Annotated in this window: 10 protein-coding genes; 5 read left to right on the forward strand and 5 right to left on the reverse strand. The window is 58.1% G+C overall.

Annotated features, from left to right (window positions below):
* The first annotated feature begins 15 nt into the window (after positions 1 to 15).
* From AC07N6_RS05820 to AC07N6_RS05835, 4 genes are all read left to right on the forward strand, one after another.
* The gene (locus AC07N6_RS05820) at positions 16 to 2,061 is read left to right on the forward strand and encodes an eCIS core domain-containing protein (RefSeq protein ID WP_494779373.1); all 2,046 of its coding nucleotides are present in this window, start codon (positions 16 to 18) and stop codon (positions 2,059 to 2,061) included.
* A gap of 97 nt (positions 2,062 to 2,158) precedes the next feature.
* Positions 2,159 to 7,399 (forward strand): ubiquitin carboxyl-terminal hydrolase, encoded by a 5,241-nt coding sequence (locus AC07N6_RS05825; RefSeq protein WP_494779374.1) that lies wholly within the window; start codon positions 2,159 to 2,161, stop codon positions 7,397 to 7,399.
* Between the two features lie 176 nt (positions 7,400 to 7,575).
* On the forward strand, positions 7,576 to 9,498 hold the full coding sequence (locus AC07N6_RS05830) for an eCIS core domain-containing protein (protein WP_494779375.1): 1,923 nt from the start codon (positions 7,576 to 7,578) through the stop codon (positions 9,496 to 9,498).
* A gap of 202 nt (positions 9,499 to 9,700) precedes the next feature.
* Entirely contained in the window at positions 9,701 to 10,621 is a 921-nt protein-coding gene (locus tag AC07N6_RS05835; RefSeq protein ID WP_494779376.1) for a LysR family transcriptional regulator, read from the forward strand.
* 62 nt (positions 10,622 to 10,683) lie between these two features.
* Here AC07N6_RS05835 and AC07N6_RS05840 read toward each other — a convergent pair whose 3' ends face one another.
* The 5 genes from AC07N6_RS05840 to AC07N6_RS05860 are packed head-to-tail and all read right to left on the reverse strand — an operon-like array spanning position 10,684 to position 15,409.
* On the reverse strand, positions 10,684 to 11,649 hold the full coding sequence (locus AC07N6_RS05840) for a nuclear transport factor 2 family protein (RefSeq protein WP_494779377.1): 966 nt from the start codon (positions 11,647 to 11,649) through the stop codon (positions 10,684 to 10,686).
* Positions 11,646 to 12,656, reverse strand: a complete 1,011-nt coding sequence (locus AC07N6_RS05845) for an LLM class oxidoreductase (RefSeq protein ID WP_494779378.1) — start codon at positions 12,654 to 12,656, stop codon at positions 11,646 to 11,648. The genes AC07N6_RS05840 and AC07N6_RS05845 overlap by 4 nt, the downstream gene beginning before the upstream one ends.
* A 50-nt stretch (positions 12,657 to 12,706) precedes the next feature.
* A complete protein-coding gene (locus AC07N6_RS05850; protein WP_494779379.1) occupies positions 12,707 to 13,192 on the reverse strand; it encodes a nuclear transport factor 2 family protein in 486 nt (161 codons plus the stop codon).
* A 7-nt stretch (positions 13,193 to 13,199) separates the two neighbouring features.
* A complete protein-coding gene (locus AC07N6_RS05855) occupies positions 13,200 to 14,348 on the reverse strand; it encodes an alkene reductase (protein ID WP_494779380.1) in 1,149 nt (382 codons plus the stop codon).
* A 26-nt stretch (positions 14,349 to 14,374) separates the two neighbouring features.
* Positions 14,375 to 15,409: a TIGR03571 family LLM class oxidoreductase gene (locus tag AC07N6_RS05860; protein ID WP_494779381.1), complete on the reverse strand. Its 1,035-nt coding sequence runs from the start codon at positions 15,407 to 15,409 to the stop codon at positions 14,375 to 14,377.
* Positions 15,410 to 15,919: 510 nt separating this feature from the next.
* Here AC07N6_RS05860 and AC07N6_RS05865 point away from each other — a divergent pair.
* On the forward strand, positions 15,920 to 17,035 hold the full coding sequence (locus AC07N6_RS05865; protein WP_494779382.1) for a patatin-like phospholipase family protein: 1,116 nt from the start codon (positions 15,920 to 15,922) through the stop codon (positions 17,033 to 17,035).
* Positions 17,036 to 17,120 lie beyond the last annotated feature (85 nt).

Genomic DNA, 17,120 nt, shown 5'->3' on the forward strand with positions numbered 1-17,120 from the left:
TGAAAAGGAGTCGTGATGAAAACGAATGCATTGACAAAAAAGAAAGAAATCGCTGCTGTAACGCAGAAGCATGCGATCCGGCCGGTCGGTTTCGTCGACCGTCGCCCCTCCGCCGCCGTGCAGCGCAAGCTGGCGGAGGCTGCCGCCGGGAGCGACAGAAGCATGCCGTTGAGTGCGACTGAAATGGACGTTGCCCAGCGCTGGGAAAATTCGGAGGAAGATGAGTCGACCAAACAGGCCAAATCCATTCATGCCTCTGATAGCTCGGGGACGGCTCAAACAGTGGAGGACGGAGCAGGGGGCGTCAACAATACGGGACTTCCAGATCAGCTCAAGGCAGGTGTCGAATCGATCTCCGGCATGTCGATGGATCACGTCAAGGTCCACTACAACTCGGACAAGCCGGCTCAACTCAACGCACATGCTTATGCGCAAGGCAGCGACATTCATATTGCATCCGGGCAGGAGCGGCATCTTCCGCATGAGGCGTGGCATGTGGTGCAGCAGATGCAGGGACGAGTGAAGCCGACTTTGCAGATGAAAAGCGGTGCGCCGGTCAACGATGACAAGGCACTGGAAAATGAGGCTGACGTCATGGGGAAAAAGGCGTTTACGTCGCCGATACGGAACTCAGGCAGCGGTGCCGTTACTGGCTTTGTCGACAATCGTGCAACTGCCCCGCAAATGCGCGCGATTCAGATAATGATGCACGACGACAGGAGTGCCGGGGTAAAGGATACAAGATTGTTTCAGCGGCAATCCAATCTTGCCACTACCGGCTCGGTATTCTCCGGTGGCATAATTCAACGAGCTGGCTGGGGAAAATGGATCGGCGGCGCAGTATTAGGGGTTGCGGGCGGTATTTTGGGAAGTCTTGGCGGTCCGGCCGGTATTGCGGCAGGCGCGGTATTGGGGGCTGGTGCAGGAGCAGCGATGGGACACTACGCCGAGAAATATTTCGGCGGCGGAAATCAAATCCAAGTCCAGCCTCAGATATTTCGTCATGCCCCGGACCAAGGATCTTTTTTGGCGAATCTTCAGAACCGGATCGCTTATCACCAGGAATTGGAGAATCACGTCAATCAGGGCAGTAATTACGATGCACAGAATCAAACTTTACATGTCTCCAACGCTCGCTTGCAAGAGGCCGCTACCCATCTGAATTTGAGGCATCATGCCCAGACTGGGTATATACAGAATGCACTCCTGGCTGGAGGTGCGCTTGATATATATGATGCGGCCGATCCGCAACGTGCGGCAAAAAATGCATTATGGGGAGGCATGCTTCCTGCCGTGGATGCTGGGTTGAATTTACAGGGCCAGCCGATGAGCGCACCGGTCAAACTGAAAACGAAAACCGCTCTGGCGCAAATAATTTCCACGGCGGAAGGCCTCGACCTCATGAACCAAATTGAGCAGTTGAGTGCTCAGTTGAACGTACCAATCCGTTACGTGGAAGAAGAGACTCAACAAAACTTCAATCTGTACGCATCTCCTCACTATGGTGGAGCTGCCAACGATCAACTGCAATCCTTGACGGTCACGCTACCTCCTGATCATTTGTTTGATGATGCACAATCGTTCAAGCGCGTGAGCAGTCCCAATGGTCTTGGAAATTCCGATTTAAGCCAACTTGGAACACGTATTTCCGTGTCTCCAGTGGATACGGATTTGTTTCATGAAATGGCGCATGCCCTGCATTACCTCATTATGGAGCAACGTCGACAGCAACAAGCCCAACACCATGGCCATGATAGAGCGGACTATGACACACCGCTTCATGGTACGGAGGTGATGGGGTATCAGGACGAAGTTTCGGAGGCCAGAACCATTCATCGGAATCAAAGTTTTGGCGATCTTCACGGCATTGCAGTAGCTTTGCAGGATCAGGGGCAGCAGGATGCATTAGGCCGAACGTCTGCATTTACTCAAAATGCGCCATCCGAAAACGATTACAGGAATCGGCTTGGACTTTCAGCCCGACAAGACCACAGAGCGATGCGCCTGGTTCAGAATGGTTCTTTTCAACAGCAGGGATTCTTTCCTATTACATCCGCATAAAGGAGGATGCAAGATCTGAGTCTTACAGCCCTAGTATCGAACTTTGAAAAAGCTTTTTACGCGGATGACCATTGTTTCCCGGAGCGCATAACTTGTCATGAAAACCAGCGTACCGCATCCGACTCGGAAAGCCAGCGAATCCACCGGCGGTGAGACGGGGCAGGCGCTGAAACTGACAGGGGAGTCCGGCTTCACGGATAACCGGCCTCAGGCGGTTGCCCAGCGTCAGGCCGCCGACATGGCCGGCAACAGTTCTCGCATGCGGCATCAGCAAATGCTGATGAGCTCCCTCGGTCATGGGCCGCGCATGGTTGCGCAGCGGCAGCAGATCAATCAGCTCGGCGCGGCGCGCGGGCTTCAGGATGATGCCGGCATCGAAGAACCGGAAGTCTACGCACCAGCCATACAACGAAAAGCGTCCGCGCCGATCTTGCCCGGCGCCAGCCCATCCGCGCCGGTCGTGCAGCGGATGATTTCCCTGGATGCCCAACGCAGGATGCAATTCACTACGGAGCAGATCATCGCCCAGCTTTCGGCGCAAAAAATTGTGCTCAACGATGAAGGCCGGATGTGTCTGGATATGTGGGATATGGACAATGTCGTCTTCCCGGAAGGCTTGGATGAGTTGATCCGCATGCTTCGGCACAACAAGGGGATTGTCGGCGCGCCGGCGGCGGTATCGGAAAGTCCCTCCGGCAGCGCCGCGGCAACGACCGGCGCCAGTCGCAAGCGCTCCCGTTTTCCGATAGACGGCGACAAAAACAGGGGGGCCATGTACGACCCGGCCGATGCCGATCTGAGTGCGGATAAGCGCTCATCCGATCGGCCTGTGCCTCCTGCTAGCGTGCTCAAATCGATGATTTCGAAGGAGGATGAGGTTCATCGTGGAAGCATCGAAGAACTGGCGCAGTCCAACCAGCAACTGAGCGCTTCCGCGACCAGCGCATGGAGCGGCTATATTGCGCGTCTGGCTGCCGATCTGCATGGTGATCTGCTGTCGGGGGATTCGGATGAGAATGCCGACGTGATTGCCGCGGTCTTGCTCAACCATGCTCACCTGGCTTCGTTTCGGGATTTGCAGCCGTCCATGCATGACGATCGCCCGCGCCGCCAGGTTTCGCCTCTTGATCGCGATGATCCAATGGTTTACTACCGTTCGCAGGACAAGAATCACGGCCAGATCGATCTGTACAAAAGCTTGATGGCGTTGGGTGAATTCCCCAAAAAAAACCTGCTGGCTCCGCATGAACCGGTACTGTACGATTTATATGGCCTCAGCACAAAGGGGACATCTTCCCAAAGCACCGAATCAAGAAAAAAGATTGTCACCAGGCGCCGCGGGCCTCAAGGACGCGCCGGCGATACTTCCGGGCCGACGGGAACGTATCGTGTGTCGGGCAAACATAGTGAAATCTATTCCGCTCATCTGGGCCTGCGCAAAAGCAATGCCACTGCGCTGCCTTCGGCGGTCCAGATAGCGCTGGAGAAAGACCGGGACGGTCTGGAAGCGCTGCTGGCGGAACAATACCGGGCTACCGGAGATGCTGTAGAGATTCCCAAGACGATTCCCTTTACGACCGATGCGCATCTTGATGTGCTCATGAACCGGTTGATCGATCTGCAAGAGCGCTCTGGCGTGCTTAGCCAGCCGCCGGGTCTTGGCCTCGCTCCATCCGCCGCCGCCGCATCGGCAAGTGAGCCGTCAGGCGCGCCGCTCGCCATCGGCGCCGCATCGTCGAAAGAAGGGTTGGTCAGCCGGGATCCTCTGGAGGAGGCGGTCGATCCGTTGATCAGTTCCAGTGTGGAGTTGCGCAAGATCGGCCAGGCCAATACCCGCGGCAGGCGCATGCTGGTCGATTTGCCCAAATTGACGCATCTCAGGGTGGCCGGCCAGCGCGGCAATCCGCAGATCACTGTCGAAGTGGTCCGGCCACTGCCCATTGAAGAACTCACCAATAAAGACTTTTATGTCTTTGTGGATGTCTTGCGCACGTTCTTTGCCGCGCGCGTTGCGGTACATGCGGCGCAAAACGGTATGGAGCTTGGCATTCAACTGCGTCAAAGTTTTGGATTCATGGATGCTTCGGTGACTGACACCGAAGCATCGTTCCGCCTTTCATGGGGAACCGAGCCGCCGGAATATCGCCATGTCATCTGTCTGGCGTTGCAAGATCTTGATCAGCAACTTGTCCTTGAATATACAAAGGCCGCCAGTGAATCCAAGCCCACGCTTGCGGCAAAGACGCTGCTGGGCGTGAGCCATCGCAGCGAGCGGCCCATGCAAGCGATGGCGGGCGGCTCGCATCCGCGCCTGGTGGCCTACCACAAGGCGGTCGTGGCTTCTGCCGGCAGTACGGGCCTTTCACTTGCCGACTATCTGGCATACGCCCGCAGCGAACGGGCATTGCCCGATCCGGCCGCTGCCGGGGTGCGAAGGGGCGGTACCGGTAGCGGCCTGCAAGGTGATATCGCTGCATATCAATCGCGCGACAATTATCTCTCCGCCCTCGAAGCAGGGACCAAGGCAGCGCTCAAGCGCATTGCCGGCAGCAAGATCTCCATTGCGGCGCCATCGGCCGCCAGGGGAGACTTGTTCGATTGGGAGATGCCCATCGTGGAGCCGATGAATAATGCGTTCACCATGCTGATGGCGCTGCTGCATCAGGCGATGGCGCCAGGCGCGTATGATCCAAGAACCTGGATCATTACCCGTCTTGGCGCGTTGGGACAGATCAGCCTGGCGATGACTGCCGCCGATGACGGCTTCACCCGTCTTGAGGCCTTGCATAAGGTCGACGCCGCAAAACCCGAGGGCGTTCGGCAAATTCTTTCGACCCGGTCGCAAGTCCATAATATCCTGCGCAATGCGACGGAAGAGTTATGCGAAGCCATGCTGGTGTTTCTGGTCACGACCAATGTCCACGCCGGCGAACGCACCGAGGATCGTACCCAGGCATTCCTGGGCGAAGCCTTGGGGTTGCCGGTCCAGGTGGCGCGCACCGATAGCGGGGAACAAGCCTCGGCCTATGCGATGGGCTTGCTCAAGGAAGAGCAGCAAAAAGCAGAGGCGCAAGGGAAGGGAAAGAAGAAGGCCAAGGAAACGAAAAGCGACTTTCATCTTTCCTACAGTTCGGCCGAGGCGTATTTCGAGATCGAGAACAATGTCAAGGAGGGCGGTTTGTCGCATACCGATACCGCCCCGCCGAAAGTCAAGGCCAAGGCACCAGCCAAGGCTAAAACCGGATCCAAGGAAGCGCCGCCAGCCCCGCCAACGCCGTCGACTTATCTGGTTGATCCAAGCCCTTATCTCACCACGGTTGAGCCGGCTGAGGACGCGCATATGGTGCATGCGGTGTTCGCGCAGCGGATTGAGGAAGTGCGCAAACGCTTGTCTGCCTCAGCCTCTCCGGCAACCGCGCCGGCGACTGCCACCGGAACTTCGGTGTCAGCATCAACTGCGGCTGCAACGCCGAAGACGCCGGCCGGCACCGGAGCGATGCCGGCGCTATCGACGGCGCCTGCTACGGAATCCGACGCCATCGTGCCCAGGCATCCGATCACCATCATGGCGGACTTGACCAATACCGATATCATGCACCCGCAAATTATGCTCGGCATCAAGAGCATGGAACGCGAGGCTGCTCTGGGCCTGGTGCGCTTTGTCTTGTTCAACAGCGGCGCCAAGCATGCGCAGTCGGGACTCGACAAGCTGCAATTCGGCCATGTGATTGTCGTCGGTAAAGCGCTTGAAGGCTTGATGAGTCTGAATGACAGCATTCTGTGCAACCAATTCCTGGGCCTGTTCGAAGATCTGCGCGCAGCCGAAAGCGATACCTTCGGGGATGGCGATAGCATCACCGGCGCCGCCAATGAAGAATGGGCGCGGCAATTTTTCAAGGCGGCGCCTGACTACAACCTCTTCATGGCCGAACGCGGCAAGACCAAGGAGTGGCTGGAAATGCAGAAGACCCTGGCGGAAACGGGCAAGGCCACCCCTGGCACGAGCGGCGGTGGCAGTGCGGTAAAGGGGGAACTCACAAGGAATGCAAACGCTGCCTATGTCTTGCTCAATAGCGAGATCGATGTCGTTGTCGGTGGACTGGCGAAGGAGTATGGCGATGACAAGGCGAAGGCGGATCCGGCGATCCGAATCGCGCTCAATGCGCTGCCGAAAGCGGAGCAGGCCGACATCCAGGGGCGCGCTCTGGCAAGGGGCGTCAGCGGGCGGGACTCCGCTGGGTCGACCGGCTCGACGGCGTCGAAATCCGCCGGAAAAAGACAGGCAGGCGCCTATCCGCATCAGGCTTCGGTCAATACGGGCGTGATGCGGGTCGGCAACAGTTGTTATCTGGGCGTCGGCCTGACGATGCTGGCGTTTGTCGATACTTATTACAACATTTTTGCGCCCAAGGCGGCCGATACGCCGGCAGACGATGCACCGGAACTGCAACGTGCCGCCGCGCAACGCAGGCGGACGCTGCGCGCGGCGGTCCATGCCATTTTGACCCTCGTGCGCGCGGGCACCCTGGTGGAGGGGCAGGCCATTGCGCAATTACGTCTTCTGCTGGATGAGCGCGGTTTGTTGCCGCAGCCATCGGTGCAAGCGATAGACGCCGGCCAGACCAGCGTGACTGCCCAGCAAGATCCCAGCGAAGCGATCTTCCGCCGGTTGCTTGACTACTTCGAAGCCGATACGGCCGCGGCGCAGATCAGGCAGACCGTGGTAACCGATTTTACCGGCGCCGTCAGAACGGCTGCGGTACATGCCACTCCGGACAGGATCGGACAAATTACCGATCAGGCGATGACCTGGCGCAAGCATGAAAATGAATTGCTGCTTGAATTGCCGATGCCGGCGCCGGCGCCGCAGGGCGCCGCCCTGAGCTTGCAAGGCCTGATCAACCGGCATATGGGCAATGAGCAAATTCCCGGCATTTACGCACGCTATAACGGCGGCATGTACACCGCTACGGCAACGCGCCATATAGAAATCACCAACGTCCCGAGCGTGGTCACGATCACATTAAAACGGGCGCAATTCGGTTTCAAGGATGAGCGGCCGGTCGATACGCCCGAATATTTGCGCATCGGCGATAACTGGTATCGGTTGAAGGTAGTTATTCATCATGTGGGCAAGAACATGAATAGCGGTCACTACACGGCCAGCACACGTCATCCGGTCACCGGCAACTGGCAGTACCGCGACGACCATGCCGTGGTCGCGGCAGACCAGTATTTTGCCGAGCGCAAGAATGAGGGGGTAATGTATACCTACGAATTGGTGCCCGCAAGAAATGACAATCCTGCTGCCGCCAGACTGCCTGTTCCAGCAGGATGACGATCTGTCCGATATCAATGTGCGCATCTGGAAAGAGGCAATTGCCGAAACCGAGAGGCCTCGGCATCATTGAACTCGTACAAGCATGGAAATTGAAACTGGAGCCGCCCTCTCTGTCCAGGAAGGCGGCTCCGGCCGGAGTCCGGATGGCGTGATGCAAGCAGATGGAGAAGAACATGAAGGCACCACAACAAAAAGAAGCAAGGCAAGCCAAACAAGATACCGCGACGGCCAACATTCCGACACGGCGGATCGACGGCAATGCCGTTTTTTCGGATAACCGCCCCGAAGCGATGGGACTGCAAAGGCTTCAGAGTCTGGCTCATGACAGTTCCCGCTCGACAGCACAGCGCAAAACGGGACCGGCCCCCGGAAACCCCGTATCCACGCCAATGCAACTGGCAGGCGCGACGTTGCAAGGGAAAGCCGAACCAAGCGAGGCCAAGCAAGCGCCGTTGGCTTTCGCCAGCAACGACACCGGCCTGCCGGACGGCCTGAAGTCAGGCATCGAGTCGCTGTCCGGCATGTCGATGGATCATGTCAAGGTTCATTACAACTCGGCGCAACCGGCGCAATTGAACGCCCATGCCTACGCTCAGGGCAGTGAAATCCACGTGGGGCCGGGGCAGGAACGGCATTTGCCGCATGAAGCCTGGCATGTGGTGCAACAGGCGCAGGGCCGCGTGGCGCCGACCATGCAGATGAAGGCCGGAACGCCAGTCAACGATGATCGTTCTCTGGAGCAAGAAGCGGATCTTATGGGGGCAAAGGCCCTTCAAGCCAGCGAGCAATTGCATCCGTTGCACGCGACCGAAGACAGCAGCCAACGTGCTGTTTTGCAACGCGACACCGGCGGCATGACGCATGGCGCTCTTGCACCCGTTCAGCGCGTCATTATCGGAACCAACGGCCTCGATATCTGGACGACGGAAATCGCCGGCGCGGTATCAGAAGAACCCGATGAAAGCATCAAAAATGCGGTGCTAAGGTTGCACAAGATAAATGCCGAGATAACGGTAACGAGCTATGCCGAGCTGGTTGAACGCATCCGCGCCGGTCATTATGCGAAAGAACTGGAACAAGCTCCAACGAAAACCCATGTTCCTTCTCTTTCTATCCCTATCCCAAGTCCTATTCCCAGCCTATCGCTCCCCTCCGGTGAAGCGAAATCTACCCGTTTTCTGGATGACATGGAGCCGAATACCAATACCGGTGGATGGAGCAAAGGCCATGACATGGTGAAAGACGCGCATCACAAACTGGGGAAGAACGTGTTGGCCTGGTTGTTCGAGCACATGACAGAAGAACAGCAGAGACGCCTGCAAGATGCACTGCATCTGGATTGGTCTTCAAGAGCATTGGCATTGACCCGCCTGGGTTCCAATCTCATCTCTCCGGACTATATGGGCAGCGGCGGCCGGAGTTCTCGCATTGCGAAGTCCGACAGCCGTACCGACGATCCGATGAATAACCGGGATCAGTCGACTGGCGGCGAAGAATTCATGGACTTGATGCATCACGATGATGGCTCGCTGACGCCGCGCAGCCAGATCTATTCCGATATGGCGCAAGGGGTTGTCAGAGGCATCTATGGCAGATATCTGGTCTGGAGCGCCGAGTCTGCGCAGATGGCCACCACGTCGACCGCCGAGCCACTCCATTTCTTTCTCACGGACGACGAGGTCGAGCAACTCATCGCGCAACTGAGAAGCGCCGAGGCGTTTAACGTCAAGCTGGAGGGGCCTGAACACTTCGGGCGACCGTCGCACTATGCCAACGCCGATGCGTTTGATCTTGTATCCGGCACAGAATCATCAGAAGCAAAAAAGAAATTTACCAAGCGCAGAGGTAAGCCGCTCAATACGAAGTTGACTGAAGGCGACATGGAGAAATACGACATCGTTGGCAGCGAAAACCTCAAGGAAAAACTGGCGTCAAAGAAAGAACAGGCTTCTATAAGACTTCCAAGTTTCGGATACTGGATGGATTTCATTGCAGATCTTGATCCAAAGGTACATATTTCCGAGGATATTTACAGCATGTATGACGAATACGACGCATGGTGCGAACGAGAAAGGAAGCGCAGAGCCGAGCAATAGCCGCTACGTCGGGTGTCGGACAATTCATCGGAATCTACCCGGAAAATACATTCGCGATTATCCAGGCTTGGGCAACCTGTTTCGGCTTGAAATTTCATCTGAAGGGGCAAGAGCGTGATGGAAGGGAATTGTTTAGGATGTAGGCGCGCGGCTGTCCGCCAATGGCAAACGCCCCGATACCGCTAATTTGAAATTCATACAGATGCAGAATAACGACCGTTTCGATGGGATATATGATTTTGTAGCTGCCGTGCGGCTTGGCAGTTTCGCCGCCGTGGCTGTTGAGCGAGGGGTAACTGCATCCGGAGTGGGCAAGAGCGTATCAAGGTTGGAGGCGCGCCTCGGCACCAAGCTTTTGCATCGCACGACCAGACGCTTGACGTTGACCCAGGAGGGCACGGCGTATTACGCAGTGTGTCTTCAAGTGCTGGACGATTTGGGCGAGGCCGAAGATGGAATGGCGACCGGCCAGCATTCTCCCGCAGGCCGGCTTCGGGTAGACCTGCCCGCATTCTTCGGCCGCCGGCACCTTTTGCCCATTTTGATCGCGCTGACGGAAAAGTATCCAAGGATCGATTTATCGGTCACCTTCACTGAACGCAAGGTCGACCTGGTCGATGAGGGGATCGATCTGGCCGTCCGTATCGGAGAGTTGGAAAATGACGCCGACTTGGTGGCGCGGCGCTTGGGAACGCAAAGCCTGGTCATCTGCGCTGCGCCATCCTATCTGGAGAGGAAGGGGACGCCAGCCGCCAAGGATGACTTGCTGCAGTGGGACTGCATTGTGGGGGTGAGGGCCCGGAAGCGCGCTGCCTGGCTGCTGCGTGGGGACGATGGCGCTGTCAGTGAGCAAGCGGTGGCGGGACGCCATGAATTCGGCGATGGCGAGGCGATGCTTGGCGCCGTGCTTGCCGGTTGCGGGCTTTGCCAACTGCCGACCTGGTTGGTGCGCGACCATTTGTTGTCCGGTTCATTGGTCACGGTGCTGAGCCAATTCGAGGGCGCCGAGATGCCAATCAATCTGATTTGGCCTGTCACCCGTTACATCAAACCGAAAATGCGGGTTGCGATCGAAGCGTTTGCTGCCGTTGCCGCGGAACCGGGGTCCATCTTCCAGCCATGATGGCGCATGCCCGGGCGGGGCAGCTTGAACACGCCTTCTGCTCCCTGGCGCCGGAGGCGTGTTCAAGCTGCCGTATGAAACAAATCGAATTCAGGCACTTCGCTTTCTGAAAACCAGCCGGCTCGATAATCGCTCCAGCAGAAGCGCCATTGGCCGTCGTTTTCAAGGCGTGCCCGCAGCTGATAGTGAGCGCCATAGACCGCCCGCCCCGCATCGTCAACGGGTCTTTCAGGAATGATGCGCGCCATGATCATCCTGGCGTGGCGGCCGTCATCCTCGATTTCCACCCGAACCGCATCGGCAAAATGCTGCATCCAGGGCCAATGGCGACGGAAGCTCTTGAGCTGGCCGACAATGGCATGGCGTCCTTGCAGCTGGCCCATGGGCGAGAACCCGCCTGCCGCATCTTCGGTATAACAGTCGCTCAATAAAGCGATATCGCCTTGGTCAATCGCCCATGAATACTTGCTGTATAGCTCCGCTACCGAATCTTCCGGGTTTCCCGCCAGTGTCGACGCTTTCAACTGCGCCCAGGGGGAATCCAGTTCGCTCACCAGAACGGGAGGGGCATCACCCAACTGCCAGCCTTGATTGGCCGGTGGATTTCGCCACGGACCGACAAGCCGGCTATCCCCGCGCTGCCAGTTAATTGAAATCCGGGCCAATGTGAGAAGCCATGCGCCTTCCCTGGACTTTGAGAGCGTCATGACGACGGTCGCGCCGAATAGCAAAGCCGATGTCCCGCGGTTTTTAAGCCCAATGAAATAGGCGCTGGCGACGGCCTTTTCTTCGTGGCCGCCGATATAGTGGTTGCTCGTTCGATGCTGGATACCGCCCGGTTCGATATCGGACGCGAGCGATTGCCTAAATCCCTCGGGGCCGATGCCGTCGGGATGCTGATTGCTGATCAGCCTGCCATGCGGCGCAATGGAGTCGCTTATATCCTTCCAATCCCCTTGAGCCCATCCGAGAAAGAAACCGTCAACGACACGGCGAATGGCTGCCCGTTGTTCCATATTGTTTTTCATGCATCGTCCCCAGTGCCGGCCGGAGCGCCGCCAAACAGCGGAAGTACGTGCTCTCCCATCTCGGCGATGACTTCCTCGGCGGGGCGTTGCGAAGGCTTCATGTTCAGCGTGACGTGCGTGACGCCCAATTCCTGTTGTGCATGCCAACTCTCGATCAGCGCCTTGCGGCCAATACGCACCACATTGTAGAAGCGCCGCGGCGGCGCATCAGGATTCTTGTCCAGGTCAAAGAAGGTAGCGTAGCCATACGACGGCGGCCGTTTGTTGCCGGCATGGGCTTTCAAGCGAGCGACGATATCGGTGATTGCCTGCGCATCGTCAACCGACCATATCCAGGCATCGACATTATTTGCCAGCCATTCGATGGGCTGGCGCGAGCGGCCCACGGCAATCATGGGCAGGGACTTGCGCACCGGCTTGGGCACCAAATCCAAATCCCCGCTCAGCGCTCCATAGTAGGCGGTGTGCGCTTGCGGAAATTTGTTTTCGTGGAGATTGCGGATCAGCTTGAACGCCTCCCGATATCGCGCGTCCCGGTTATCAAAATCGGCGCCGAATGCCGGATATTCCGATGGCCGGTCGCCAGTTGATAGACCCAGGATAAAGCGGCCGCCTGTCAATTGGTCAACGGAGGCCGCCTGCTTGGCCACGATAACGGGGTCCCTGAGGGGGAGGATTATGCCGGTCGTGCCGATGGCAATGCGCTTGGTAACCGATGCCAGAAAACCTGCATAGACAAACGGGTCGATCATCTGCGCGGCGTCGCCAAAGGTCGGATCGAAGAAGGGGACGTCCCGGAGCCAGATGCTGGCGAAGCCCGCATCATCGACCAGCCTGGCCATCCGCTCATGCTCTTTTAACGTCGGGAACGGGGAGTCGGGATAGGCTTCCAGCGGTGTGATAAGGCCGAAGGTCAATTTCCCCGGCGTGAAAACACGATGGAATGGGGCGTGCTCATGCAATGACGAGCCTGATGATTGTTCATTGACGGTTGGTGAGGATTGCATCTTTTGAATTCCCGGATGATTTGGATAGCGTGCTGCGTGAGAGGGCCTGCTCAGGCGTCCGGCAGAACCAGTCCCCGAGCGGGATGCCCGCCGCCGATGTTGCGTGCCGGCCATGCGATATCCAGGCGGGAGCGCGTGATGCGCCAGCGTCCATCGATGCGGCGATATTCATCTGCGTACATCCCGAGCAGAATCCATTGGTCCCGTTGCGGGTTGGCGACGGTGTGCAGGTCAAGCAAATAGCAGCGCCCCTGGGCGGTGTCGGCATCAATGAATTCGACCCATTGGTTAGTCACGGAATGCAAGAACGGGTAGCTGCCGCGTTGTTCGCGGTCGTATTCCGCGAATGCCCGGGCGAGCCCGGCACAGATCGCTTCGCGTCCATGCAAGCTTCCTTGTCCAACGTCGACAACCGCGTCGACCGAGAACAGCTCTCCCAGGTCGGCGATGCTGTTGCTATCCAAGAGGTGGCCATATTTGATGCGGAGGTTTTTGATTTCCTCGATATCGAGGAGCTGTTGCAGTTTGTCGTTCATCTTTTGCCTATGCGTTGAAGTGAGGGAGCGCATGCCGCTCCGTAGTGGCAGCCTCTTGCCGAGGTGCGTATGGGGGATAGTCCGTGTATCCCTTGGCGCCGTGAAGTCCGTAGAAAGTGGCGCGTTCCGCCTCCGCCAGGGGCCATTCGTTTTTCATGCGCTCAACCAGGTCCGGATTGGCGATGAAGGGCCGGCCAAAGGCGACCAGGTCAAGAACGTGATTTTCCAGCGCAGCTTCGGCGCTGGCGCGTTTGAAACCACCGGCCGCAATGAGTGTGCCGTGGAACGCTTGACGGAAGTCGACCCCGAAATCAGGGGGAATGGGTTTTTCGCCTAATGCAAACTGATCGCTCTGGTGTACATAAGCGACACTTCGCGCATTAAGCGCTTTGGCTGCGGTGAGCCATGTTTCAGCCTCATCGGCGAAGGCCTGCATGTCGTACAAACGGCCGAAGGGAGAAATCCTTACTCCCAGGCGATTGGCGCCCACTTCGGAAATGAGGGCGTCGATCGTGTCCAGCATCAGCCGCAGGCGATTATCAATCGAGCCGCCATAAGCATCCGTGCGGGTGTTCAGCTCTGCGTTGATGAACTGCTCGAACAGATATCCATTGGCGCCATGCAGTTCGATGCCGTCGAAGCCGGCGCGTATTGCCATCCGCGCCGCGCGAACGAAGTCGTCGATGATCCTGGAAATTTCGCCCACGGTGAGTTGCCGCGGCTGGCTTGCGGGAACCATGCCGGCGACGCCTGGTTGCGTCCATCCGTAAGCGAATGAGGTTTCTGCCGCGCGCGCGACGGGGCCGACGGGGAGGGCGCCATCCTTTTGCAAGGATGTATGGGAGAGGCGGCCGACGTGCCATAACTGCGCAAAGATGCGCCCGCCCGCATCGTGCACGGCATCGGTGACCTGTCGCCAGCCGGCTGCTTGTTCGTCGGTATAAAGACCCGGATTGAAAAGGAACCCCGTTGCTTCTTGGGAAACAGGGATTCCCTCGCTGATGATCAGGCCCGCCGTGGCGCGTTGTCTGTAATACAGCGCTGTCTGTTCGTTCGGTATGCCATTGGGCGAACGCGCACGCGTCATGGGCGCCATTACCGTACGGTTGGGAAGATGCAGTCCGGCGAGATTGAAGGTGGAAAATAGGATGCTCATTTGAGATTCAAATCGGTTGATGATTTTTAAAATGCCTCGTCGTAGTCTTCTGACTTCTGGTAAAGAGCGACAGCGGGAAAGACCTTCTCGACCAGTTCGGTCATCACGTCTATGTATGGACGCCGGCTGATCTTGGGATTCAATGCGACATGCTCCACGCCAGCTTCAGCGGCCTGGTTGAGAAAGGTGGCCAGCGCCTCGCTTCCGGTGCGAAATCCGCCTCTGATACGTTCGAAGGGGTGGCGTCTGTCCTCAACGAGGTCGAGAAATCCGGCCACGCCTATCGGCTTGTGGATGTTGGCCCCGCATTCCTCTGCCACCGCAACGGCCCAATCCGCGACGAGTCCGCGCAAGTCGCCGGAGGCCGGCGCCGGGACTATCAATCCGTTGGCATGTCTTGCCAGCCAGCTAGCCGACTGGCTGGCGCGTCCAATCGATATGAATGGAATGGGGGCCGCGTATGCCTTGGGAATCAAGTCGTGCGTGCCGGCAGCGCGCCCAAAGCGCGACGATGAGAAGGCGGGAAAGCGTTCCGATGAGACCGCATGAAAGACCTGGTACGCATCCCGGAAGCGTTCGCCCCGCGTTTCGAAGTCGATATCGAATAGCGGATACTCGGCGGGCCTGTCGCCGGAAGAGAGGCCCATCAGCAGGCGGCCGCTGGAGAGCTGGTCGATGGATGTGGCCTGTTTGGCGAGAATCTTTGGCTCGCGCAATGGCAATACGATTCCTGCCGTGCCCAGGGCGATGTATGTTGTCGCCGCTGCCAGGTGAGCCATATAAACCATAGGCTCAAAGACCTGCCCAACGTCTCCATATTTGGGATCGTAGAAGGGCACATCGCGCAGCCACAGCGAGGCAAAGCCCATTTCTTCGGCAAGCCGCGCCATGGCCGCGTGTTGCGCAATGCTGGGCGCGGGCTTGCCAGGGTGCGTTTCTAACGGAAGGATCAGGCCGACGGCAAGTCCGTTCCGAGGAAAGACGCGACGCATGACATCGCGCGATTCTCCAGCGGCATCGGTGCGGACGACGAATGGAAACGAATTTTCGGGGAGGGACACGTCTAGCTCCATGTGTGAGGCATGGGCTAAGTTTATTCACTTCCTGGTCGAAGATAATCGCTTGGCGGGGATGTTGACTCAATCCTGATGGGATTGAATTGGTGCTCTTGGGCAAAGGCTGGAGGGCTCCAGTTAAAAAATCACATCGGCTCCCGCCTGTGGATAAGCCTTGATGTTGACGCCCGTTCCGCCTTCGCAAGACGGCACGGTGTTGTAAACATGGCCGACTGGCTTATCTTAGTTTCCTTACGGCATGATTACAAATGGCTGGTCTTACCGCTGAACGCTCGTTCACTTTTCCTTGTTGGCTATGCCAGGCCAAGCTTATTAAATTTCTGAATGCCTGATATGCGGGAATAAAATCGCGCAGCCTGGGAATCGGAAGTTGCTTTGCGGCTATATTCAGGACGTACGCGATAGTTACGTCGGGAGGCCATGCCTCCCTGAGCAACTTCATGCAGCGCGATGGTGGGGAAACCTGGCGGGCAAACGCGCATACGGGGGAATTTCATGGGTAATTCGCAAGGGCAGGGGAAAAAGGCGCTGGTGATCGGGGGCGGTGCGCCGAATTCGACGCTGATCGCGGGGGCATTGGCGGCATTCCTGTCAGAGGGTGTCGAGTTCGACGTCATTTCGGCGTCCGGCGCCGGGGTCCTGATGGGCTTGCTGTACACCGCGCCGCGCGACGCATCGCCGCGCGAGGCGCTCATGCGTTGGGCCGAGGTCGGCGTGGCCGACAGCATCTACAAGCTGTTCCCGGTCAATTACAAGGTGTTCAAGAAACCCGGATCGCAAGCCGAAAGCTACCGCGATTCGATGATGGCGCAGCTCAAGAGCCTGCCCAGCATGGGGGTGAACCCGTTCGCCGAGATGTTCACCCACCATTTCGCCGAAGCCTCGGCCAAATGGAACGACTGGATGCATCTGCTGATGTCGGCCTTGTCGCCCTCCGATCTCAATTCCGGCAGCCTGGGCTTGTGCGCGCACCTGCCGTTCCTGGAGCAATCCATCGACTTCGACGCCGTCGCCAGGATGGGGCCGGAGTTCTACATCAACGCCTACAACATCGATCGCCATCGCATGCAGGTCTGGGGCAAGCGCGACATTACCGCGGCCCATGTGCGGGCGTCGCTGTCGTTTCCCTTCCTCTATGCGCCGACCGAGATCGACGGCGAGAACTACATCGAAGGCGCGGCGCTCGATACCCTCAACTTCAATCCATTCATCCCGGGCGCCAACGGCGAGCCACCGCTGCACGGCGATGTCGACACGCTGGTGGTGCTGGACATCCTGGGCGAGGATCGCCTGATCCGCAAGCCGCGCAATCTCTACGATGCCTGGGTGCGTTCCATCATCACGCCGCTGGTCAAGATTTCCAAGGCCGAGCAACGCCTGTTCGAACTCGAACACAACACCGATCCGGCCACCGGCAAGCCGCGCCGCAAGATGCTCAAGGTCGACCTGATGAGGGATGTGCCGCAGCAGCATTGGCCGGAGATATTGGACTGGTCATCTTCCAACATGCAATTGCTGTTCGATGTCGGCTACCGCGCCGGCCTCGAATTCTGCCGCACGCATGGCGATGCGCTGGGCGTGCCGGAACGGGCGGCGCCGCTGGCGGCATAAGAACCTGCCGGCGCCCCAGGCATCGCGGAGGCGGAGACAACAACGGCGCCGGGACATGTTCCCGGTTTTGCTCACTCATTTCATG

The organism is Herbaspirillum sp. GW821-FHT09A12, from assembly GCF_059418325.1.

Excerpts from the sequence above, each read along its gene's own strand:
- AC07N6_RS05830 (WP_494779375.1), top strand. The coding sequence starts at position 7,576 with ATGAAGGCACCACAACAAAAAGAAGCAAGGCAAGCCAAACAAGATACC.
- AC07N6_RS05850 (WP_494779379.1), bottom strand. The coding sequence starts at position 13,192 with ATGAACGACAAACTGCAACAGCTCCTCGATATCGAGGAAATCAAAAAC.
- AC07N6_RS05855 (WP_494779380.1), bottom strand. The coding sequence starts at position 14,348 with ATGAGCATCCTATTTTCCACCTTCAATCTCGCCGGACTGCATCTTCCC.
- AC07N6_RS05865 (WP_494779382.1), top strand. The coding sequence starts at position 15,920 with ATGGGTAATTCGCAAGGGCAGGGGAAAAAGGCGCTGGTGATCGGGGGC.
- AC07N6_RS05840 (WP_494779377.1), bottom strand. The coding sequence starts at position 11,649 with ATGAAAAACAATATGGAACAACGGGCAGCCATTCGCCGTGTCGTTGAC.
- AC07N6_RS05820 (WP_494779373.1), top strand. The coding sequence starts at position 16 with ATGAAAACGAATGCATTGACAAAAAAGAAAGAAATCGCTGCTGTAACG.
- AC07N6_RS05825 (WP_494779374.1), top strand. The coding sequence starts at position 2,159 with ATGAAAACCAGCGTACCGCATCCGACTCGGAAAGCCAGCGAATCCACC.
- AC07N6_RS05845 (WP_494779378.1), bottom strand. The coding sequence starts at position 12,656 with ATGCAATCCTCACCAACCGTCAATGAACAATCATCAGGCTCGTCATTG.
- AC07N6_RS05835 (WP_494779376.1), top strand. The coding sequence starts at position 9,701 with ATGCAGAATAACGACCGTTTCGATGGGATATATGATTTTGTAGCTGCC.